The 20,183-nt window shown below is 67.4% G+C and carries 20 protein-coding genes; 9 read left to right on the forward strand and 11 right to left on the reverse strand.

Annotation, left to right across the window (positions count from 1 at the left end; all coding sequences use genetic code 11):
- Window positions 1-43: 43 nt before the first annotated feature.
- Window positions 44-475, forward strand: a complete 432-nt coding sequence (locus J7643_10420) for a hypothetical protein (GenBank protein MBO9540993.1) — start codon at window positions 44-46, stop codon at window positions 473-475.
- A gap of 64 nt (window positions 476-539) precedes the next feature.
- On the opposite strand, the gene J7643_10425 is transcribed toward J7643_10420, so the two are convergent.
- The 3 genes from J7643_10425 to J7643_10435 form a co-directional block, all read right to left on the reverse strand.
- A complete protein-coding gene (locus tag J7643_10425) occupies window positions 540-1,388 on the reverse strand; it encodes a DUF4388 domain-containing protein (protein ID MBO9540994.1) in 849 nt (282 codons plus the stop codon).
- 159 nt (window positions 1,389-1,547) lie between these two features.
- A complete protein-coding gene (gene murJ / locus J7643_10430; protein ID MBO9540995.1) occupies window positions 1,548-3,101 on the reverse strand; it encodes a murein biosynthesis integral membrane protein MurJ in 1,554 nt (517 codons plus the stop codon).
- Window positions 3,091-3,678 (reverse strand): HAD family hydrolase, encoded by a 588-nt coding sequence (locus tag J7643_10435; protein ID MBO9540996.1) that lies wholly within the window; start codon window positions 3,676-3,678, stop codon window positions 3,091-3,093. Before J7643_10435 ends, murJ begins: the two co-directional genes overlap by 11 nt.
- A 186-nt stretch (window positions 3,679-3,864) precedes the next feature.
- Here J7643_10435 and sppA point away from each other — a divergent pair, with 186 nt between their 5' ends.
- Both sppA and J7643_10445 read left to right on the forward strand, forming a co-directional pair.
- Complete coding sequence (gene sppA, locus J7643_10440) at window positions 3,865-4,815, forward strand: signal peptide peptidase SppA (GenBank protein MBO9540997.1); 951 nt, start codon at window positions 3,865-3,867, stop codon at window positions 4,813-4,815.
- 4 nt (window positions 4,816-4,819) lie between these two features.
- The gene (locus J7643_10445; GenBank protein MBO9540998.1) at window positions 4,820-5,356 is read left to right on the forward strand and encodes a hypothetical protein; all 537 of its coding nucleotides are present in this window, start codon (window positions 4,820-4,822) and stop codon (window positions 5,354-5,356) included.
- 49 nt (window positions 5,357-5,405) lie between these two features.
- Here the strand turns inward: J7643_10445 and folD are convergent, their stop codons facing one another.
- Entirely contained in the window at window positions 5,406-6,266 is an 861-nt protein-coding gene (gene folD / locus J7643_10450; protein MBO9540999.1) for a bifunctional methylenetetrahydrofolate dehydrogenase/methenyltetrahydrofolate cyclohydrolase FolD, read from the reverse strand.
- A 48-nt stretch (window positions 6,267-6,314) separates the two neighbouring features.
- Complete coding sequence (locus J7643_10455; GenBank protein MBO9541000.1) at window positions 6,315-6,722, reverse strand: thioesterase family protein; 408 nt, start codon at window positions 6,720-6,722, stop codon at window positions 6,315-6,317.
- 190 nt (window positions 6,723-6,912) lie between these two features.
- Here J7643_10455 and J7643_10460 point away from each other — a divergent pair, with 190 nt between their 5' ends.
- Together J7643_10460 and J7643_10465 are read left to right on the forward strand one after the other, a co-directional pair.
- Window positions 6,913-7,770 carry a bacteriocin family protein gene (locus J7643_10460; GenBank protein MBO9541001.1) on the forward strand — a complete coding sequence of 286 codons (858 nt, stop codon included), beginning with the start codon at window positions 6,913-6,915 and terminating at the stop codon, window positions 7,768-7,770.
- 3 nt (window positions 7,771-7,773) lie between these two features.
- Window positions 7,774-8,139, forward strand: coding sequence for a hypothetical protein (locus J7643_10465; GenBank protein ID MBO9541002.1), 366 nt, complete (start codon window positions 7,774-7,776; stop codon window positions 8,137-8,139).
- Window positions 8,140-8,200: 61 nt separating this feature from the next.
- Here J7643_10465 and J7643_10470 read toward each other — a convergent pair whose 3' ends face one another.
- From J7643_10470 to J7643_10485, 4 genes are all read right to left on the reverse strand, one after another.
- Window positions 8,201-8,965, reverse strand: coding sequence for a slipin family protein (locus J7643_10470; protein ID MBO9541003.1), 765 nt, complete (start codon window positions 8,963-8,965; stop codon window positions 8,201-8,203).
- Window positions 8,958-10,295 (reverse strand): nodulation protein NfeD, encoded by a 1,338-nt coding sequence (locus tag J7643_10475; protein MBO9541004.1) that lies wholly within the window; start codon window positions 10,293-10,295, stop codon window positions 8,958-8,960. Before J7643_10475 ends, J7643_10470 begins: the two co-directional genes overlap by 8 nt.
- Before the next feature lie 9 nt (window positions 10,296-10,304).
- On the reverse strand, window positions 10,305-10,844 hold the full coding sequence (gene lspA / locus J7643_10480) for a signal peptidase II (GenBank protein ID MBO9541005.1): 540 nt from the start codon (window positions 10,842-10,844) through the stop codon (window positions 10,305-10,307).
- Between the two features lie 80 nt (window positions 10,845-10,924).
- The gene (locus J7643_10485) at window positions 10,925-13,747 is read right to left on the reverse strand and encodes a PD40 domain-containing protein (protein MBO9541006.1); all 2,823 of its coding nucleotides are present in this window, start codon (window positions 13,745-13,747) and stop codon (window positions 10,925-10,927) included.
- Between the two features lie 276 nt (window positions 13,748-14,023).
- On the opposite strand from J7643_10485, the gene J7643_10490 reads away from it, so the two are divergent.
- The 4 genes from J7643_10490 to J7643_10505 all read left to right on the forward strand — a co-directional run bounded on the left by J7643_10490 (window position 14,024) and on the right by J7643_10505 (window position 17,500).
- A complete protein-coding gene (locus J7643_10490) occupies window positions 14,024-14,740 on the forward strand; it encodes a response regulator transcription factor (GenBank protein ID MBO9541007.1) in 717 nt (238 codons plus the stop codon).
- A 49-nt stretch (window positions 14,741-14,789) separates the two neighbouring features.
- The gene (locus J7643_10495) at window positions 14,790-16,196 is read left to right on the forward strand and encodes a hypothetical protein (protein ID MBO9541008.1); all 1,407 of its coding nucleotides are present in this window, start codon (window positions 14,790-14,792) and stop codon (window positions 16,194-16,196) included.
- 93 nt (window positions 16,197-16,289) lie between these two features.
- The gene (locus tag J7643_10500) at window positions 16,290-16,574 is read left to right on the forward strand and encodes a hypothetical protein (GenBank protein MBO9541009.1); all 285 of its coding nucleotides are present in this window, start codon (window positions 16,290-16,292) and stop codon (window positions 16,572-16,574) included.
- A gap of 158 nt (window positions 16,575-16,732) precedes the next feature.
- On the forward strand, window positions 16,733-17,500 hold the full coding sequence (locus tag J7643_10505; protein MBO9541010.1) for a carboxypeptidase regulatory-like domain-containing protein: 768 nt from the start codon (window positions 16,733-16,735) through the stop codon (window positions 17,498-17,500).
- Window positions 17,501-17,503: 3 nt separating this feature from the next.
- Here the strand turns inward: J7643_10505 and J7643_10510 are convergent, their stop codons facing one another.
- Together J7643_10510 and J7643_10515 are read right to left on the reverse strand one after the other, a co-directional pair.
- On the reverse strand, window positions 17,504-18,457 hold the full coding sequence (locus J7643_10510; GenBank protein ID MBO9541011.1) for a nitronate monooxygenase: 954 nt from the start codon (window positions 18,455-18,457) through the stop codon (window positions 17,504-17,506).
- Between the two features lie 242 nt (window positions 18,458-18,699).
- Complete coding sequence (locus tag J7643_10515) at window positions 18,700-20,145, reverse strand: HEAT repeat domain-containing protein (GenBank protein ID MBO9541012.1); 1,446 nt, start codon at window positions 20,143-20,145, stop codon at window positions 18,700-18,702.
- Window positions 20,146-20,183: the final 38 nt, after the last annotated feature.

Consider the following 20,183-nt stretch of genomic DNA (forward strand, 5'->3'; position numbering starts at 1 on the left):
CCCCCTAGAATCGCAGCAAGCGACACTTGACAGGGGGTGCGTCATGCCGCGAAATAGCCGCTTTTCGGCCAAATTCCAGGGGTTGGCCGTACCGCTCGCAGGCCTGGCCCTGATCGGGGGCGGCCTCCCGTCCAGCGCGTGGGCAGCGCCCCCAAGCGGCTGGATCGAGCCGCCTCCGGCGGTCGTCATCAGCGCCACCCAGCGCACCCAGACCGACCTGGAGATCCTGCAGGCCGCCATCGAGGCCTATCGCGGGCAGCACTTCTTCAAGTACCCCGAGGCATCGAGCCTGCCCGAGCTGGTGCGACTGCTCTCCGCGCGGCGGCTCCTGCCCACCGGCTACAAGCCGAGCTTCACGGTGGCCGAGTTCCGGGCCGACCGCAAGGGCTACAAGATCAGCGCCCAAACGGAGGGCGAGGTGCTCACCATCGAGACGCCCGAGCGTTTCGATCCCTTCTGGTCCTTCCTGTGGTGAGGCCCCAAGGCATGAAAAGGGCCCGGTCGGTTTCGACCGGGCCCTCGACGTTTTCGAAGCGGCGTTAGAGCAGGCTCGTGATGCGGGCGCGGAGCTTGCGCATGCACTCCTGGCCCTGGTCGAAGCCGACCATCCGCGAGATCGCCATGCCCAGGCGATCCGACAGGTCGACCATCTGACCGAAGGTCACGTTCTCGAGGTCGGCGAGGCCCATCTCCCGGCAGGCCGAGTCGACCAGGTTGTTGGCGACCTCGTACCCCACGTACTCCATGACGATCAGGGCGAAGGAGTCGAAGCGGGTGCGCTGGATGGGGGCCGAGGCCAGGTCCGGGCCGTGGTCGGCGCTGTGGGCGACGGCCGCACCGGTGTAGAGGAGGCTCTTGAGGGCGCCGCAGGTCTCCAGCTCGCCGAGGCGCGACTCCGCGAAGAACTGGGCGAGGGTGAACGAGCGGGGCAGCTTGCGCATCCAGTGGGGGATCCACTCGGGCGGGTCCTGGCGGTCCCACTGGAAGGCGTCCAGGGCGTCCTGGGTGTAGGAGACCGCGGTCGTCAGGTCCGCGATGAGGCCCTTGTAGTGGTGGCACTCGTCCATGCGGCGCATGCCTTCGAGCAGGACCCAGTCCACCTGACGCGAGATGTTGTGCTCGGGGATCTCCTCGGGGGCGCACTCGACGACCTTGAAGGTGCCGACCTTCCACCAGCAGATGATCCGGAACATGGCGTCCTCGCCGCGCAGGGCGTTGACCGCCGCGTACTTGAGGTTGCCGCCCACGAAGTACATCTCGGCAGCCTGGCCGATCTCGACTCGCGACAGCTCTAGCTTGGCCGTCTTCTGCTCCAGCTTGATGAGCTGTACCAGGTTGGGGAAACTGATAGAGGCGATATTGCCTTCCAGCAACGTGAGGTTCGCCAAGAGTCGGTCCCTTTCCGCATCGGTTCTGGGGAGAGCCCAGCCGCAAGAGGGCGGGCGCACCCCTCATTATACCTCAGGTCGGCCCCTACTTAGGGCGGCTAAAAATACTGGTCCTCTTGCAGTGAGTCACAGGGACCCGTCGCCGCGAGCGCGGCTTTATCAGGGGCTCTTACTCGCGACCGCCGGGCGCCTGCGCCCGAGGGCTGCCAGCAGCGGCACGCGGAGCACGACCAAGAGGCCCGCATAGGTCCCGAGGCCAAGCGCACCCAGGATCACGAGCTGCAGGAGAGCGCCGAACTGACCTTCACCGGGCAGCCACCAGCGGGCGACGCCGGTCAGCGCGGTGGCTGCCAGGGCCGCGACGAGGGCCTTGAGGGCGGTCGGTGCGGTGGGCGAGAGGCCCAGCTTGCCAAGATCCCGGCGCAAGAGCAGGCCCAGGATGAGCATGTTCAGCACGGTCACGAGGGTCGTGGAGAGGGCGAGTCCCTTGAGGCCGTAACGCACGAAGTAGGAGTTCAGCAGGAAGTTGGTGCCGATGGAGGCGATGGTCACCATGAGCGGGACGCGGCTCTTGTTCTGGGCGTAGAAGACCCGGGTGAAGAGGTCGCGGGTGGCGTAGGCCACGATCGAGAGGGCGACGATCGCAAGCACCGTGGCGGTGGCGGCCGTGTCCTGGGCGGTGAAGGCGCCACGCTCGAAGGCCAGCCGCACCGCGCTCTCGCCGAGCACGATGAGCAGCCCCGTCATGGGCAGAGTCGTCAGCACGATGGTCTGGAGGCCCTTGTTGAGCCAGCCGTGCAGGCCGTCGCGATCGCCCGCGGCCGCCGCCTCCGTCAAGCGGGGGAACATGGGCACCAACAGGGCCGTGAGCATGATCCCAAGCGGCAGCTGGATGAGCAGGTTCGAGTAGTTGAAGACACTGATGGCCCCCGAGCCCACCTTCGAGCAGAAGGCCGTGCCAATGGCCACGTTGATCGAGCCCACCGAGCTCGACAGGGCCGCCGGGACCAGCATCCGCAGCATGTCGACGAAGCCCGGGTGGGTGAGAGGCGCCGGGCGCAGGGGCGCGCCCTGGGCGATCTCCTTCCAGTCGCGCACGACGGGCCAGGCCTGCAAGAGCAGCTGACCCACGGCGCCCGCAAGGGTGCCCCAGGCGATCGCGAGCGGCGACGAGGTCAAGAAGACCAGCCCGATGACCGCGAGGCTCGACACCATGGGCGACAGGCTCGAATTGGCGAACTTGCCCCGGACGTTGCTGACGCCGCACAGGGCCCCCACCAGGCCGCCGATCATGATGAGCGGGGCCATGATGCGCAGCTGGACGACGGCCAGGTCGTGCGCCTCGGAGGAAAGGCTCGGCCCGGTGACGGTGATGACCCACGGCGCCAGGGCGAAGACCAAAGCGGCGAACAGCCCCGTCAAAAGGGCCGTGCCCAAGAGGATGGTGAGCAGCACCCCCGGGACCTGGTCGCGCTCTCCTCGGGTCTCGAGGCGGGTCACCGCCCCCATGGTCGCCAGGTGGAAGGGGCCGTTGAGGCCGCCGAGCATGATGAGGAAGAGCGCGGGCAGGATGTAGGCGACGGTGTTGGCGTCCTTGACCAGGCCCGCCCCGTAGGCGCCGGCGACCACGCTCTCGCGCAGGAAACCCGCCCCCTTGCTCACGAGGAGCAGGGCGGCCATCACGCCGCTCGCCCGAGCGAGCTTAGACGCCACGGCGGCCCTCGAGATCGGCCAGGATCCACGTCACCGCTTCGAGCAGGGTGGGCGCCACGAAGTCGGGCTCGACCTTCCACTGGTACTCGCCCGCAAGCACCCGCTCGCCGTAGCCCGAGGTCAAGAGCACCGTCTTGCAGCCGGCGTTCTGGCCGAGCTCCACGTCGGTGGCCTTGTCGCCGACCACGTAGGAAATCGACCGGTCGATATCGTGCTTGGCGCTGGCCTCGTCGACCATCTGGGTCTCGGGCTTGCGGCACTTGCAGGCCTTGGTGTAGCGCATGTCGGTGCCGTCCGGCAGGTGCGGGCAGTAGTAGAGGTCGTCGAGGAAGGCCCCCTCTTCGAGCAAGAGGTCCGTCAAACGCTGGTGCAATACGTGGATGTGGCTCTCGGGGTAGTAGCCACGGGCAGGGCCCGACTGATTGGTGGTCAGGATCGCGAGCACGCCCGCCTCGTTGAGACGACGGATGGCCTCGCCGGCACCGGGAATGAGGTTGAGGTTGTGGGCCTCGTGGATGTAGCCGACTTCTTCGTTGATCGTGCCGTCACGATCGAGGAACACCGCAGCGCGCTTCACCTTGGGGCCGCTCCTTTGCACTAAGGGTCGCATGGACTCTCAACTTGACTGGACAGGGGCCCATTATAGCCCAGGCGGGGCGGGCGCGGGAGCCGTCGCCCCCGGCGCGGGCAAACCCATGCTAGAATGGCCCGATCTCACGCCCCTTGCCGGCCATTGCCGCCCCTTCCTGCTCTCGGAGGCCCCATGCGCACCGACCGGATCTTCGCCCTCTTCTTGATCGCAGCTTGCCTACTTGCGGCCCTCTCCGGCTGGTGGCGCGCTCCGCGCGAGCGCGCGAGCACGTCGCTCACCATGGACGGGGCGGGCAGCGCCCAGGTCGCCATCATCGACGTGTACGGCACCATCGCGGACGGCACGCCGGACGAAGGGCTGTTCGGCAGCCGTGCGGCCTCGGCCACCCGCCTGATCAAGGCGATTCGTTCCGCCGAGAAGGACCAGGTCAAGGCCATCCTCCTGCGCATCAACTCACCCGGCGGCACCGCCGCGGCCTCGCAGATGGTGTACGAGGAGCTGATGCGCCTGCGCAAGGCCGGCAAGATCAAGATCGTCACCGGCATGGGCGACGTGACGGCCTCGGGCGGCTACTACATCGCCGCGGCCTCCGACCACATCGTCGCCAACCCCGCGACCACCACGGGCTCCATCGGGGTGATCCTGCACGTGCAGAACGTCCAGAAGCTCTTCGACAAGCTCGGCATCGGCGAGACGACCATCCAGAGCGGCCCCCGCAAGGACATCCTCTCGCCCTTCCGGCCCATGCGCCCCGACGAGCGCGCCATCCTGCAGGCCCTGGTCGACGACACCTACCAGCAGTTCCTCTCCGCGGTCGTCGCGGGCCGCAAGATGCCCCTCGACAAGATCAAGCCCCTCGCGGACGGGCGGGTCTTCACCGGCAGCCAGGCGCAGAAGGTCGGCCTGGTGGATAGCCTGGGCAACTACCAAGACGCCCTCACCAAGGCCGCGAGCCTCGCCGGCATCAAGGGCGAGCCCAAGACCCGCAACTACACGAGCGGCAGCTTCTTCGAGGGGGTCTTCCCCAGGCTCGAGAGCAAGCTCCCCGGCTGGGCGTCGAGCCTGCTCGCCCACGAGCCCAAGGCAGGCTGGAACAAGATCCCCCTCACCCTGATGGAGTAGGGCCATGCTCGAATCGGTCTATCAATCGATCTTTAGGCCCCGCTCGCCCTTGCTCCCCCTCTCCATGGCGGGAGCCTGGGCGCTCTTCCTCGTGCTCAGCGTCCTCGAAGGCCTCGACCTCGCGGGCACCTTCGGCGCGGGCGGGGCGGGGGTGCTCTTCCTGACGCTCGGGCTCTTCGCCCTCAAGGTGATCGGGTGGTTCTGGCTGTCGTCGGCGGCTTCCCTCTTTGCCGAGCTGATGGGCGGCGAGGGCGACGGCGAAGCCACCATGCGCGCCCTGGCGGCCTCGGTGGCCCCGGCCATCCTGCTCGCGCCTCTGCACGCGCTCGCGCCGCGCTTCCCGCGCCTCGCGTCGCTTCTGAGCTTCGCGATCAGCCTGTGGGTGCTGGTCAACATGGTGCGCGCCATCGCCCAGGCGCATCGCTTCGGCCGCAGCCACGCCACCCTCTGCCTGATCGGCGCTCTCGGGATGGCCGGGCTGGGCTTCGCCGCCCTCCTCTTCCTGCCCATCGTGGCGATCGCCCTGCTGCTCGGGCCCTGATGACGAACGCCCCGCCTCCTTAGGAGGCGGGGCGTTCGAGCTTTTGGGCTCAGTTCCCCTGGGCCCGGTAGGCCTCGAGGGTGTTGCGGAGCAGGACCGCGATGGTCATGGGCCCCACCCCGCCGGGTACCGGCGTCAGGTAGCCCGCCACCTCTTGGACCCCTTCGAAGTCCACGTCGCCCACCAGGCGACCGTCAGGTAGGCGGTTGATGCCCACGTCGATCACGACGGCACCGGGCTTGATCATCTCGGCCGTGATGAACGCAGGCCGGCCCACCGCCGCCACCACCACGTCGGCGCGGCGCAGGACCGCGGGCAGGTCCTTGGTCCGACTGTGGCACAGGGTCACGGTGGCGTCCGCGTTGGTCAAGAGGGCCGCGACCGGCCGCCCCACGATGGTCGAGCGACCCACGACCGCCGCCTCCAGGCCTGCGATCGCAACCCCTTCGCGCTTGAGAAGCTCAAGAACCCCGGCCGCCGTGGCGGGCACCATGGTCGGGGCACCCTGCACAAGGCGTCCGGCGTTGTAGGGATGGAAGCCGTCCACGTCCTTGAGCGGGTCGATGGCTTCCAGGATCCGGCGCTCGTCGATGGCCTTGGGCAAGGGCAGCTGCACCAGGATGCCGTGGACCGCAGGGTCCGCATTGAGCTGGGCGATCTCGTCGAGCAGGGCGGCCTCGGTCGTCTCGGCGGGCAGGACCACGCTGTGCGAGGCGAAGCCCACGCGATCGCAGGCCCGGCCCTTGTTGCGGACGTAGACCGCCGAGGCGGGGTCCTCCCCCACCACCACCACCGCGAGGCAGGGCTTCATGCCGCCCTGGGCGTCGATGGCCTGGACCGTCTCCTTGACCTCGGCCTCGATGGCCGAAGCGATGCGTTTCCCGTCGATGATGCGCGCGCGTTGAGTCACTTGATCCCCTTGTGTCGTGTCGCCTGCCCCCACTGGGGGCGAAAAAATTCAGTAGCCCTTGGGCCGTTTGGCCGACATCTTGGCCATGAAGCGCTCCGCCTCGACGATGAAACGCTCATGCGTCCCTTCTGCGATCTTCTCGCGCTCGTCGTAAGCGGCCACCTTGAACTCCAGCCGGCGGCCCGAGACCTTGACCAGCACCGCCTCGGCCTGGACGTTGTGGCCGATGGGCGTCGCCGCCAGGTGGCGCAGCGAGATTCCCGTGCCGACGGTGGTCATGCCCGGCGGCAGGTAGGGAGAGACGGCATTGGCAGCCGCCTGCTCCACCAGGCCCACGATCGCGGGCGTCGCCAGGACCGGCAGCGCACCCGAACCCATGGCGACCGCCGTGTTGTCGACGCTCACCACGCTCGGCGCATGCCCCAGGGCCCCCACCAGGTGATCGAGTTCTACCATCTCTTGCTCTTGCCTCTTGCTTTTAAGAAGACGTGCGGGACGGTGAGACCGGGGAAGTTCAAGCGGTTTGAATTGTACCATGGCAGCAATCGAGAGATGGGCGCTTCGCCTCGCCACGAGCCGTGGAGGCCCTGGTTTCGTGATAACATGGGGCTGCTTGTCGTCCCGCCACGTCACAGGAGTTCGCCCCATGGACAACGTCTACCTGAACCGCGCCGATTCGCCGCTCAGCGCCAGCGATTGGGAGCGGATCGACAACACCGTCGTCGAGGTCGCGCGCCGTCAGCTGGTCGGCCGTCGCTTCCTCCACGTCTTCGGCCCCCTGGGGGCGGGCGTCCAGGACGTTGACTACGATCTGTTCACGGGCACGGGCCAGGCGCAGGTGGCCGTCTTCGGCGAAACCGAGACCAGCATGGTCCGGGCCAAGCGCCGCGTCCACGAGAACATCCCCATCATCTACAAGGACTTCATGCTCTACTGGCGCGACCTCGAGACCTCGCGTCAGCTCAACAGCCCCTTGGACGTCAGCGCCGCGGCGGCGGCCGCCTCGATCGTCGCCCAGAAGGAAGACTACCTGATCTTCAACGGCGACGAAGAGTGCGGCTACGAGGGCCTGGTCAACGCCTCGGGCCGCAATTCGATCCCCGCGCGCAACTGGGGTGAAGCGGGCAACGGCTTCCAGGACGTGGTCGACGCCCGGGCCAAGCTGCTCGAGGCGGGCTTCACCGGCCCCTACGCCGTCATCGTCAACCCGGTCTGGTACTCCCAGCTCCACCGGGTCTACGCCAACTCGGGCGTGCTCGAGATCAACCACATCCGCGAGCTCGCGACCGGTGGCGTGTTCCAGACGTCCGCCCTCAAGGACGGCCAGGGCCTCATCATCTCGACGGGCATCCAGAACTTCGACCTGGCGGTCGGCCAGGACCTCATCACCGCCTACCTGGGCGTCGAGCGGATGAACTACCCCTTCCGGGTGTTCGAGAGCCTGGTGCTGCGCATCAAGCGCCCCGGCGCCATCTGCACCTTCGAGACGGGGGCCAAGGCGTAACCGATGGTCGAAACCCGCGATCTGGCGGTCATCCGGCTCGCGCTGGTGCGCGAGCTGGAGACCATCAACCACTACCAGGACCTCCACGACCAGGCGAGCGATCCCTCGGTCAAGACCCTCATGCTCCACCTCATGGAAGAGGAGAAGGAGCACGTGGCCGAGCTGACCGCCATGCTCCGCGCCCTCGACGCGGTGCAGGACCAGTACTTCCGCGAGGGGCACGGCGCCGCCCTCGGCACCGGCGACGTGGCGGCCCTCGCCCACAAGCCCTCGCCGCAGGCCGTCCCGACTCCGGTGGCCACTCCCGCGCCGCTGCCGGTTCGTACCGGCCTCACGGTCGGCAGCCTGATCGGCCAGCCGCTCGTTTAACGCCACACGCAAAATGAAAGGGGACCCGGCTGGCGCCGGGTCCCCTTTCTCATGGCGTAGCTTAAGCGTTCGGCCCCTTGCCGGTGAAGAAGCCCTTCAGGAGGTCGATGGGCAAGGGGAAGATGATGGTCGAGTTCTTCTCGGCCGAGATCTCGGTGAGGGTCTGCAGGTAGCGCAGCTGGAGGCTGGTGGGCTCGGCGGCGATGACCTTGGCGGCCTCTGCGAGGGTCTGGGAGGCCTGCAACTCGCCCTCGGCGTGGATGATCTTGGCGCGCTTCTCGCGCTCGGCCTCGGCCTGGCGGGCCATGGCGCGCTGCATGGACTGGGGCAGCTCCACGTCCTTGATCTCGACGGCGCTGACCTTGATGCCCCAGGGCTCGGTGCCGTCATCGATGATCTGCTGGAGGCGCTGGTTGATCTTCTCGCGCTCGGCCAAGAGCTCGTCCAGGGCGAACTGGCCGAGCACGTTGCGGAGCGTCGTCTGCGCGATCTGGAGGGTGGCCGTGCCGAAGTCGTAGATCTTGGTAACCGCATCGGCGGGGGTGATGACCCGGAAGTAGACGACCGCGCCGACCTTGATGGTCACGTTGTCGCGGGTGATGACCTCCTGGGTGGGCAGATCGAGGGTCAGGGTACGCAGGTCCACCTTGACCATGCGATCGAGCACGGGGATCAAGAAGATCAGGCCCGGCCCCTTGGCGCCGACCAGGCGCCCGAGGCGGAAGACGACGCCCCGCTCGTACTCCTGGACGATCTTGATGGCCGACGAGATGAGGACGACGGCCAGGACGATGAGAAAACCAAAGCTCGAGAAGATATTAATCATTGGATGAGGCCTCCAGCGACATGGATGCGGGATTGACGGAGGTGGGAACGACGTAAAGGGTCAGGTTCTCGACGCGTCGGACCTCGACCGAGGCCCCGACGGGGACGGGGCCTTCGAGCGACACCGCACGCCACAGCTCGCCGTGCACGAAGACCTGGCCCTCGGGGGCAAGATCCGTGCGGACCTGGGCGATCGTGCCGATCATACCGGCCTTGCCGGTGGTGACCTTGCGGCGCTGGGCCTTGACGGCCATGGTCACGAGCCCGGCCATCACCAGGCCGCAGCTCAGGGCGATGACGCCGATCATGGCGCGCGAGACCTCGAAGCCCGGGGTTCCTGGAGTCACGAGCATCAGCGCCCCCAGGACGAGCGAGACGATGCCCCCGATGGCGAGCACCCCGAAGCTGGGCACGAACAGCTCGGCGATGAAGAGCAGGAAGGCGAAGGCGATGAGGGCCACCCCCGCCGCGTTGATGGGCAGGGTCCCCAGGGCGTAGAAGGCCAAAAGCAGACAGATCCCGCCAATGACCCCCGGCAGGATGAGCCCCGGATTCGACAGCTCGAAGAACAGGCCCAGCATCCCCAGGTTCAAGAGCAACAGGGCAATGCTCGGGTCGCTGACGAACTGCAAGAAGCGCTCGACGGGCCCCATCTCGAGGGGCACCTGCTGGGCGTTGCGGGTCTGAAGGACGATGAGCTCGCTGCCGACCTTCACCTTGCGGCCGTCGATCTTCGTCAGCAGGCTCGGCACATCGGGGGCCACCAGGTCCACGACCTTCAGTTTGACGGCCTCGTCGGCCTCGAGGCTCACGGATTGACGCACGGCCTTTTCGGCCCACTCGGCGTTGCGGCCCCGGGACTTGGCAATGCCCCGGATGTAGGCCGCCGCGTCGTTGGTGACCTTGGCCTTCATGGTGCCCTTGATCTCTTCGCCGCCGGCAGCCACCGGCGAGGCCGCCCCAATGGCCGTGTTGGGGGCCATGGCCGCCACGTGGGCCGCCTCGGTGATGAAGACCCCCGCCGACGCGGCGCGGGCCCCGGACGGGCTGACGTAGACGATGACGGGGATCTTCGAGGCCTCGATGGCCTGCACGATGTCGCGCATGGCCGAGTCGAGGCCGCCGGGGGTGTCGAGGCGAATCAGGGCGGCCTCATCGCCCGCCTTGGAGGCTTCGGCCAGGCCGCGCTCCACGTAAGTCGCGATCGCCGGGGTGATGGCCCCCTTGACCTCGAGCACGCGGACGCGCTCGCTGGCGGCCTGGGCCGAGAGGCCCGCAAGGGCGCTCAGGCCGAAGAGAAGCGCGACCAGCCAGCGAACGCAGACGCGCATAGCGAGCCGCTAGCGCGCCGGGTGCGCGTCGGAGGAATCGCCCCCCTGCGCCTGAGCGGCAGCGACGCGCTTGGCCTCGCGGGACTCGAGGAAGAAGATCAAGAGCAGGATCGCCACGCCCGTGTCGATGGCGATGTCGGCGACGTTGAAGATCGGGAAGAAGTTGCGGCCCTGCCACTGCGCGTCGAACATGTCGACCACGTAGCCCAGGCGCACCCGGTCGGAGAAGTTGCCGAGGGTGCCGCCGAGCAGCAACCCCAGGCTCAGCACGTGGCCGAGGGTGATCTCCTTGAGGCGGTGCATGTAGACGATGATCGCGACCGAGACCGAGCCCGCCACCAGCGCCAGCGCCCAGACCTGCCCCGAGAAGGCGCTGAAGGCCGCCCCGATGTTACGGACGTAGGTCAGGGCGAAGTAGTCCTTGACCAGCGGGATCGACTGGTAGAGGCCCATGTGGTCCACCACCCAGAGCTTGAGCCACTGGTCCAGGAAATAGACCGCGAGGGCCAGGAAGTAAAAGGCGAGACACGCGAACGACTTCTTCGACACCGATAGGGCTCCTCTGGGCATTCGCCCGAAAATAAAACCCCCTCAGTATACCGAAGCCCCCAGGGTGCGACAAGCAAGGCCTAAAAGGCCAAATACATCCCCCAAACACCGTCCGGCGTGAGCTTGCGCGCCATCCCCAAACGGAAGATCACCACCTGACGTCCCATGAAGGCCGTCTTGACGCGCAGCTCGGCCCCCGAGGTCGCATGCGGGTTGAAGGCGCTCGTGCCCCGGCTCCAGGCGTCTCCCGCCTCGACGAAGGCGCTGGCGTAGATCTTGTTGAGGTAGAGCGGCCCGAACTGGTAGTCCAGGTGCTGGTGGATCGGGAAGGTGTACTCGAGGCCCGAGTAGGCGAGGCTGTCGCCCGCGAAGGAGCCCACGTTGTAGCCGCGCAGGGGCGTGATCGGTCCGCCCCCCATCACCCCGCCGAGGAAGAGGGGCATGGCCTCGCCCACGTTCATCATCACCCGCCAGTTCCAGGTCAGGTTGTGGCGCCAGTCGGGGAAGACCGGGAAGTACCGCGAGGCCCCCGCGGCGTATTGCGAGAAGTTGAAGTCCGAGCCGAGGGCCCGATCCGAGAGGGTGTAGCTCGCCCCCACCTGGTAACCCTCCGAGGGGTTGAGATCGGCATCCGCCGTGCCCTTGACCCGCTGGTCGGCCCAGGCCAGGCTCAGGGTCTGCACCCGCCCCTCGCGCAGGCCCAGGCCCGTCCCGCCTCGGGGCGGTTCGAGGACCGAGAGGTGCGCAAGGCCCAGGGCCGCCGTCAGGGTCTGGGAGCCCGTGAGCTGGGTCTGGCCGAACAGGCTCACGCCCCGCTCGTGCGACCAGTACAGCGAGTCGTACAGGCGCGCCGGGTCGATGGTCGAGGCCATGCCCACGGTGGGGGTGTCGTAGAGGGTCGCGCCCCAGGTGGCAGCGCTCATGCGATTGAGGTACTGCGCCGAGAAGCTGAAGCGCTGGCTCATGATCCCCATCCGCACGTCCAGGCCCAGCTGCTGCTTGTTGAGGATGTCGCTGTAGATGGCGAGCACGCCGAGCTGGCTGCCGCGCTCGTCGGAGGCGAGCTGCGGCATGATGATGTCATTGGTCATGGTGGGTTCATAGGCCCGGGTGCTCCAGGCATCGGGCAACTGACGGCCGAGCGAGGGGGTCTGGAGCTGGGCGCTCGCGACCTTCACCCCGGCGGGCAGGTCCTTGGGCGCTTGGTAGGCGAGGGCTTCGCCGGGGGTGGGTGAAAAAGCCCGCACCTCGGAGCCCACCGCCCGGTAGGAAACGTAACAGAGCTTGCCGTCCGGACCGAAGGCCGGGTGGGTCGCGCCGGTGTAGACCTTGGTGAGCTGCGAGAGGGTGGGCTTGCCCGTCAGGGTGAGGCGGTAGAGGTTCTGCATGCCGTCACGATCGCTCGAGAAGACCAGGCTCTTGCCGTCCGGCGTCCAGGCGGGGTCGCGATCGCTGACCTGCGAACTGCCCTCGGTCCAGGTGCGCACGTGACCCGTCACCGGGTCGATGGTCGCGATCTTGCCGCCCTCGCCTGTGGGGTAGACCGACGCTGCGAGCAGTTCGCCGGACGGCGACCAAGCAAGGCAAGCCGGATGGCGATCGCCCAGCCCTTCGGCAGGGACCTGTTTGGTCTTGCCGGAGGCGACGTCGTGGAGCACGAGGCGAGTCTTGCCGTCGCGGGTCGTCACGTAGGCGACCTCCGAGGTACCCGGTCGCCAGGCGGGATCGGTGGCGTTGGCGTCCTCGGTGAGCTGACGCGTTTCCTTGGTCGAGAGATCGTGCAGGAAGAGGTCGAAGGTCGGTTCGCCGTCTTCGTTCGACGTCACCGCCGAGACGACCAGCTTCTTGCCGTCCGGGCTCCAGGCGTAGCCCGACACGCGCCCCTTGCCCACCGGGATCTCGCGGGCCTGGGTGCCGTCGGCGTCGGCCACGACCAGGGTCAGGAAGCCCATCACGTGACCGCGCAGGTAGAGGTAGCCGTCCTGGTTGCGGCTCGTCAGGTACGCGAGGCGCTTGCCGTCGGGGCTCAAGCGCGGCTGCACGTTCACTTCGGAGCGATCGGAAGCGATCAGGGGAGCCGAATCCGCCACCTGCTCCGAGACGCCCTCGGTCTGCTTGGCGTAATGCTTCTTCAGGTCCTCTTTCCAGGCGGCCTGCAACGCCACGAAGGACTGCCCCGTGACCTTCTCGAGGGCCCGCACGAAGGTCGACTCCTCGCCCTTGCGCAAGACGCGGAACAGCTCGGCGATCTTGTCCTTGCCGTGGGTGTCGAAGATGTAGCGGGTCAGCGAGTAGCCCTCGTTGTAACCGGCCGCACCGGCGACCACGCCCAGCAGAGGGAAGTTCTCGCGCTCGGTGTTGGTGAGCAGATGGTCCTTGAGGGTCGTCAGACGGAGCATGCGATCGTTGCTCGCGTACCAGTACTCGGCCTCGTACTGGGCGATCCCTTCCAGGAACCAGGTTGGCATGGTGCCGAGGTTGTTGAGGCGCGTGATCGGTAGATCGCTCTGCAAGGCGAGGAAGGACACCACGTGGGCGAGCTCGTGGGCGACGAAGCGCTCGGTGCCGATTACCGAGGAGGCCGCAAGCAAGGGATCGAGCATGATCCGCGTCTTCACGGGCTCGGCCGAGCCGTTGAAGAAGCTGTCGCGGCTCACGACGATGGGGATCTTCTCGGTGACCTCGACGCCGAAATCCTTGGCCAGGCGCGGCAGGGCCTCCTCGGCGGCCTGCGCCATGCGGCGGGCCGTGAACTCCTCGCCCTGGTAGTAGTGCACCGAGAAGTGCGGCGTCTCGAGCACCGTCCAGTTCCGTCCCGGATGGTTGGGACTCGCCCCCCAGGCGTTACGCGGGATCAGGCAGACGGATGCAGCGACGGCCAATGCCACCAGGCGGTGATTCACCAGCGACCTCCTGAATCGAGACAGTATGAGGATTTCGGGGATGTTAATTGGGGTGAACTCTGCATACCCACTGTGTTTGAGCCGTAACGCCAATGTTATGTAAACTTGCTTGAATGCTCGTTTCCTTTCGCGCTCGTTTTGAGATCGTTAAACTTGGCCGAGGGGGTGGTATAAGCCAGAGAGCTAGGTTGGCCGCATCCTCGATCCCGCGTGGGACGAGCAGCTCGGTCCCTCCAAGCCCGCCAATCGAACGTATGAGAAGGAGATCGCCCCTCCATGTCCGCCAAGATTCTGGTCGTCGACGACGAGCCCTCGATCGTGAAGTCGATCCAGTACTCCCTTGAGAAGGAGGGGTACCAGGTCACCACGGCGACCGATGGCCAGGCCGCGGTCGAAGCCGCCCGCCGCGAGAAGCCCAACCTGGTCATCCTCGACGTGATGCTGCCGAGCCTCGACGGCTACGAGGTCTGCCGCCAGATCCGCGCCGAGATGCCGATCCCCATCATCATGCTCACCGCCAAGGGCGAGGAGATCGACAAGGTCGTCGGCCTCGAGATCGGCGCCGACGAGTACGTCACCAAGCCCTTCAGCCTTCGCGAGCTGCTCGCCCGGATCAAGGCCCTCCTGCGCCTGGTCGCCCGCTACTCGGAGGCCAAGCAGGCCCAGCCCGACCGCATCGAGATCGGCGACCTGGTCATCGACCTGACCCGCCACGAGGTCACCCTCGGGCCCAAGGTCCTGAACCTGACCCTCAAGGAGTACGAGCTCCTCAAGCTGATGGCGCTCAACGCCAACAAGGTCCTCTCGCGCGAGTTCCTCATCGAGCAGGTGTGGGGCTACGACTTCACGGGCGAGGGCCGCACGGTGGACGTGCACGTGCACTGGCTGCGCGAGAAGATCGAGAAGGACCCCAACAACCCCATGCGCATCCAGACGGTGCGCGGGGTGGGTTACCGCTTCGAGCGCCGCGTCCGGGCCGGTGAGGCCAAGTAAGAGTTTCCAGAATCCCCTCTCGCGGCTGTCCTTAGCAGGGCAGCCGCCTTTGATCGTGACGGTGGGCGTCACCGCGCTCGCGGGGGTGACCTCGGGGCTGGTGCTGGTCCTGCTCGGCTCGCTCGGGGCCCTCTCGCCCGCCGCCTGGAGCACCGCCTTCATCGCCTGGGCGGGCGGCGTGGCCCTCACCGCCACTCTCAGCTACACCATCGGCGGCGCCATCTGGGGGCCCTACTCGTGGCTGCACCATGCCATCGACATGATCAGCATGGGCGACTTCAACTTCCCCGCCGAGCCCACCGCCCAGGAGGCCCGCCATCTGACGCGCGGCCTGCGTCGCATCGCCGAAGAGCTGCAACGCTACCGGGGCCTCGAGATCGAGGCCCTGATCCTGGAAAAGGGCGAGCTCGAGGCCGTGATCCACTCCATGACCGAGGGCCTTGCAATCTACGACCTGGCCTTCAAGCCGGTCATGGTCAACCCCGCCCTGCGCCAGCTCGCCCAGGCCGAGGGGGCCGCTGACCAGGCCGCCGTCGCCCAGTTGCGCGATCGCTGGGCCCACCCGGACCAGCTCGCGGTCATCGAAGAGGAAACCCGCCAGACGCCCGACCGTCCCCGGGTGGACATCGTCGAGCTGGAGCGGCCCAAGCAGTTCCTCAAGCGCTTTTCGAGCCCCCTCTACAACGCCGACGGGCGCCAGATCGGGCACCTGGTCATCCACCACGACATCACCCCCGAGATCGAGGCGGACCGGCTCAAGAGCGAGTTCATCTCCAACGCGAGCCACGAGCTGCGCACCCCCGTGACCTCCCTCAAGGTCCTGGTCGAGAGCCTCCTGGACGGCGCGCAGGAGGATCCCGACCTGCGCCAGTCCTTCCTGGAGGACATCCACCGGGAGCTCGAACGCCTCCACGCTTTGGTCAACGACCTCCTGGACCTGGCCGCCCTCGAAGCCAAGAGCAACCTCAAGCTCCAGCATATCGACGCGACCAAGGTGATCGACGAGGCGATCGCGACCGTGCACCCGCAGGCCACCCAGCGCGACATCCGGCTCGAACGGCTGGTCCCGCGGGCAGGCCTCTCGCTCGCGGCCGATCGGGTCCGCCTGCGCCAGATCCTGGTGAACCTCTTGGCCAACGCCATCAAGTTCACCCCCAACGGCGGCAAGGTCACCCTGAGCGCCCTCGACCAGGGCCTCGACGCCCGCTTCCAGATCGCCGACACGGGCATCGGGATCCCCGCCAAGGACCTGCCCCACCTCTTCGATCGCTTCTACCGCGTCACCCGTGGTCGATCCCGCCTTCAGGGGGGCAGCGGCCTCGGCCTCACCATCGTCAAGCAGGCCGTGGATGCCCATCAGGGGCAGATCACCGTCGAGAGCACCGAGGGGCAGGGCACGACCATCTCCTTCACCATCCCCAAGGGCCTCACCCCCGACGCACCGTCCGAAACCTGAGCTTAACGAAAGCTTAGCGCTCTCCTTACCGAATCCGGAACGGCTCCCCCGATAACGATCCCAGAGCGTTTCCGTTGCGTCAGGAGGTCCGATATGCGCATTGGTGGTACTGTTGCCCAAGCCCCCGTCGTTCGCCGCCAGAGCGTCGCCGCCGGTGGTGGCGAGACCCCGGCGCCGACCATGGCCGCCGACTCCTTTAAGGCCACGGCCGCCCAGAGCGCGCCCGTCAGCGCCCAGTCCGCCCCCGCCGGCGAGAAGAAGGGCCTCGATCTCCAGGCCATGACCGTCCGGGCCCAGAGCTTCTTGAGCAACATCTGGGACTCCGTCATCGCCCCCTTCTTCAAGGGCCTGCTCGGAATGGTCGGCATCAACCTCTAAGCGCTAAACCGCGCTTCACGCCCCTTTCAAACACCCGCTTCGATCCTGGTGGATCGAAGCGGGTGTTTTGTGATATACATACGAAATATCCCTATAAAATCACATTGCATCGGCGCGCCTCTTCGCTTGGTTCCCCCCTCGCATGAAAGGAACGTGCCATGACCCACCAGAAATTGAGGCAGGCCCTCTTCCTGGGCGCCATCTTGCTCGCTGGCGGCTGCGACGCCCGGAGCGGGGCCTTCTACCAATCCCTGGGCGCCATGAACGGCGGCGCGGCCCCCTCGAACGTCGCCAAGGTACGCGTTGACACCGACGCGACCAACGACTCGCAGGTCAGCGACCACACGAACGTGGTAGTCGCCACGCCGGATCAGCCTGGTGGCTTCACCGTCACCATGACGAGCGAGACGGGGACCTTGCCGAGCCTCCCGGCGGAGACCGCGTTCGTACGCCTCACCGTGAGCGCACCGGACCTCTCGACCCCGCTGGTGAAGATCCTGACCCACTCAGCGACCGAGAATGCGGCCGTCGCCTCGTTCTCGGTGCCCCTCGGCAGCAACCGGACCCTGAGCATCGCGGCCAAGGACGAAACCGGCAAGATCCTCGCCCGGGGCAGCCGTCAGGGGCTCCAGGTGGAGTCGGGACGCTTCGCCCCGCTCACGATGGCGCTCTCAAGGCAACTCGGCAACCTCTACGGCCAGGTCCTGAACGAGATGACCTTCACCCCCGAGCAAGGGGTCGTCGTCACCATGGGCGACACCAGCTCGATCACCGACCAGCACGGGGTGTACCGGCTCGAAGGGCTCGCCCCGGGGGCGCAGGTCATCTCCTTCGAAAAGGCGCTCTTCGCGAGTGCCACGCGCTCGATAGAGGTGCGGGTGGGCGATCAGACGGATCCCGCGACCCAGCTCCTCAGCCCGCAGTGAGGCTCAAGGCAGGCGGCGCTTGGCGGCCTCGTACTCGGCGACCATGCGCTGCACGATCTCGGCCGCCGGGGGGATGTCGCGGATCAGGGCGCTCACCTGGCCGACCTCGATCTCGCCTTCTTCCAGGTTGCCCTCGTGCATGGCGAGGCGCGCGCGCCCCGAGCCGAGGAGCTCGGCGAGCTCTTCCTTGGTGGCGCCGCGGGCCTCGGCCGCCTGGACCTGCTGGCTGAAGGCGTTCTTGAGCAGGCGCACCGGGACCAACTGCTTCAAGAGCAGCTTGGTCTCGCCCTCCTGGGCCCCCACGATGGCCTGCTTGAAGGCAGAGTGGCCCGAGGACTCGACGGTGGCCGCGAAGCGCGTCCCCACCTGGACCCCCTCGGCGCCCAGGGCGAAGGCCGCGGCCATGGCCCGGCCGTCGCCGATCCCGCCGGCGGCGATCACCGGGATCCGCACGGCGTCCGCCACCTGCGGCACCAGGACCATGGTGGTCGTCTCCTCGGGGCTGTTGTGGCCGCCCGCCTCGAAGCCCTCGGCGACCACCGCGTCACAGCCGGCCGCCTCGGACTTGATCGCATGCTTGGCCGTACCGACCACCTGGACCACCTTGCAGCCCCGCTCCTTGAGCATGGGCGTGTACTTGGCGGGACTCCCGCCGGACATGAAGAAGATCTTCACGCCCTCCTCGAGGGCGATCGCGACCCAGTCCTCGGAGTACTTGTAGAAGAGGGGCATGTTGACGCCGAAGGGCTTGTCCGTCAGGGCCTTGGCCTTGCGGACCTGCTCGCGGAAGGTGTCCGGGCGCATGGAGCCTGCCCCCACCAGGCCGAGGCCGCCGGCGTTGGAGACGGCCGCGGCGAGCGAGCCGCCCGAGACCCAGATCATGCCGGCCTGGACGATGGGGTAGGAGATGCCGAACAGCTCGGTGATGCGGGTCGGCAGGGCGGCATCGCGGGTCATATCAACCTCCGTGGGGTGGGTACGCAATCGCCGGCGACCCGAAGGCCGCCGGCGAGGCTGAGAGCGTGAAATTCTTGGCGAAGTTGAGGCGAAGTTGAAGTGCTGCTTGCTCTCAGAGGGGGTGAGGGCCGTGCCCTCGGGCAATGTTGCGGTGCTTCGGTACGGAGATGATAGCCGAGCAAGCAGGGTTTGTTGTTTAAGGCGAGGTTAAATTAATATGAATTGATGAGTCCCCATCCTTCTCAGGCCATGCTCGTGGCGCGCCAGCGATCGCCCTCGGCCTTGCTCGAGACGAACTCCAGCAGGTCCGAAGCGAGCGGGTGGAGGTCGTAGAGGCGCAGGGGGTAGAAGGTGCGCCGTCCCTTGAGGAGCAGGTCGAGCGTCAGGTCGTCCACCCGCTGCCCGCGCAGGTTCGAGCCGTACAGCACGATCATGAGGCTCTCGAGGTAGTCCACCGCCCGCAGGGCCTCCTCGCTCGGCCGTTGGCTGGTGAGCAGGCGATCCAGGGCGAGGGTCAGCTCCTCGAAGGTGACCATGCGGCTCATGGGATAGCCCACGATGCCCTCGATGTAGGTCCGTACCTCGGCGGTCTTGCTGCCCCAGAGGGTTTCGAGGACCCGCTGCTGCACCATCTCGCCGCCGATGCGGCCGAGGGCGTGCGCTGCGTAGCGCCGGATCTCGGGGTCCGAGTCGAGCAGGGCCTCGCACAGCGGCTCGACCACGTCCAGGTCGCGGCACGAGGCCACCAGCGCGTCCAGCGAGGTCGCGGCGACGCGGCGCAGGCGCACGTCGTCGCTGCCCAAAAGGGCGCAGAGGGGCGCGACGAGCAACGGGTCTTCGAGGCGAGGGGCCACGTCCATGATCCCCTCGCGGGCGGGGAAGGTCGGATCCTCCAGGTAGGGCAGCAGGAAGGCGGCAGTCCCCGGAACGCCGAGACCGGCGAAGGCCGCGAGCAGCGCCTTGAGCACCAGCGGATCCGTGGTCACGGCAAAGGCTTGCTTGAGCGGCTCGAAGGCCCCGTCGCGATCGATCTCGAGCATGGGCTTGATCAGGCGCTTGGCCCCGTTCTGGGCGCTGGGCAAGAGCGCGGCCAGGTGCGGGACGGAAGGCGGGCCGTACTCCAGGAGGACGGCGATCGCGCCGTTGGCGATTTGCTCGTCCACATCCAGCACCAGGCGCGCGATGGCGCTCAGGGCGGCCGGGTCCTTGGCCTCCTTGAAGACCCTGAGGCAGGCGAGCTTGGCCCGAGCGTCACCGGACGAGAGGACCCCCGCGAGGGCGGCGCAGACCTCGGGGGTCGGCATGGCCCCCAGGGCCTCGATGGCCTTGAGCTGGACCGCCAGGTGCGGCGAGTTCACGAGCGGGATCAGGGCCTCCGCGACGGTGGGGTCCGAGAACTGGCCCAAAGCCTCGATGGCCGCCACCCGGATCGGCACCTCGCCGTCGTGGAGGGCCTGGACCAAGAGGCGCATGGCGAAGCCGTCGGCGCGCGAGACGAGGTCCTTGACGGCCTCTTGCCTGACGAGCGGGCTGGGATCGCGCAAGCGGCGGGCGTAGTAGTAGGCGGTGCCGGGGATGCCTCCGCTGACGACGAAGTAGGCCAGCTGCAGCACTCCCAGGAGCAGGACCGCGAACAGGACCATGCCGAACCCCGACAAGAACCAATTAGTCGCACCAGCAGTCATCATTCGTTCAGGCCTCCGAGCTAGCCTTGTACCCACGGGCT

It is taken from the genome of bacterium (genome assembly GCA_017744355.1).
Taxonomy (GTDB): Bacteria; Cyanobacteriota; Sericytochromatia; order S15B-MN24; family UBA4093; genus JAGIBK01.

Coding starts and splice junctions, on each gene's coding strand:
- J7643_10420 (MBO9540993.1), top strand. CDS start 44: ATGCCGCGAAATAGCCGCTTTTCGGCCAAATTCCAGGGGTTGGCCGTA.
- J7643_10510 (MBO9541011.1), bottom strand. CDS start 18,457: ATGACCCGCGATGCCGCCCTGCCGACCCGCATCACCGAGCTGTTCGGC.
- J7643_10460 (MBO9541001.1), top strand. CDS start 6,913: ATGGACAACGTCTACCTGAACCGCGCCGATTCGCCGCTCAGCGCCAGC.
- J7643_10515 (MBO9541012.1), bottom strand. CDS start 20,145: ATGATGACTGCTGGTGCGACTAATTGGTTCTTGTCGGGGTTCGGCATG.
- J7643_10465 (MBO9541002.1), top strand. CDS start 7,774: ATGGTCGAAACCCGCGATCTGGCGGTCATCCGGCTCGCGCTGGTGCGC.
- J7643_10455 (MBO9541000.1), bottom strand. CDS start 6,722: ATGGTAGAACTCGATCACCTGGTGGGGGCCCTGGGGCATGCGCCGAGC.
- J7643_10470 (MBO9541003.1), bottom strand. CDS start 8,965: ATGATTAATATCTTCTCGAGCTTTGGTTTTCTCATCGTCCTGGCCGTC.
- J7643_10500 (MBO9541009.1), top strand. CDS start 16,290: ATGCGCATTGGTGGTACTGTTGCCCAAGCCCCCGTCGTTCGCCGCCAG.
- sppA (MBO9540997.1), top strand. CDS start 3,865: ATGCGCACCGACCGGATCTTCGCCCTCTTCTTGATCGCAGCTTGCCTA.
- J7643_10475 (MBO9541004.1), bottom strand. CDS start 10,295: ATGCGCGTCTGCGTTCGCTGGCTGGTCGCGCTTCTCTTCGGCCTGAGC.
- J7643_10445 (MBO9540998.1), top strand. CDS start 4,820: ATGCTCGAATCGGTCTATCAATCGATCTTTAGGCCCCGCTCGCCCTTG.
- J7643_10490 (MBO9541007.1), top strand. CDS start 14,024: ATGTCCGCCAAGATTCTGGTCGTCGACGACGAGCCCTCGATCGTGAAG.
- J7643_10505 (MBO9541010.1), top strand. CDS start 16,733: ATGACCCACCAGAAATTGAGGCAGGCCCTCTTCCTGGGCGCCATCTTG.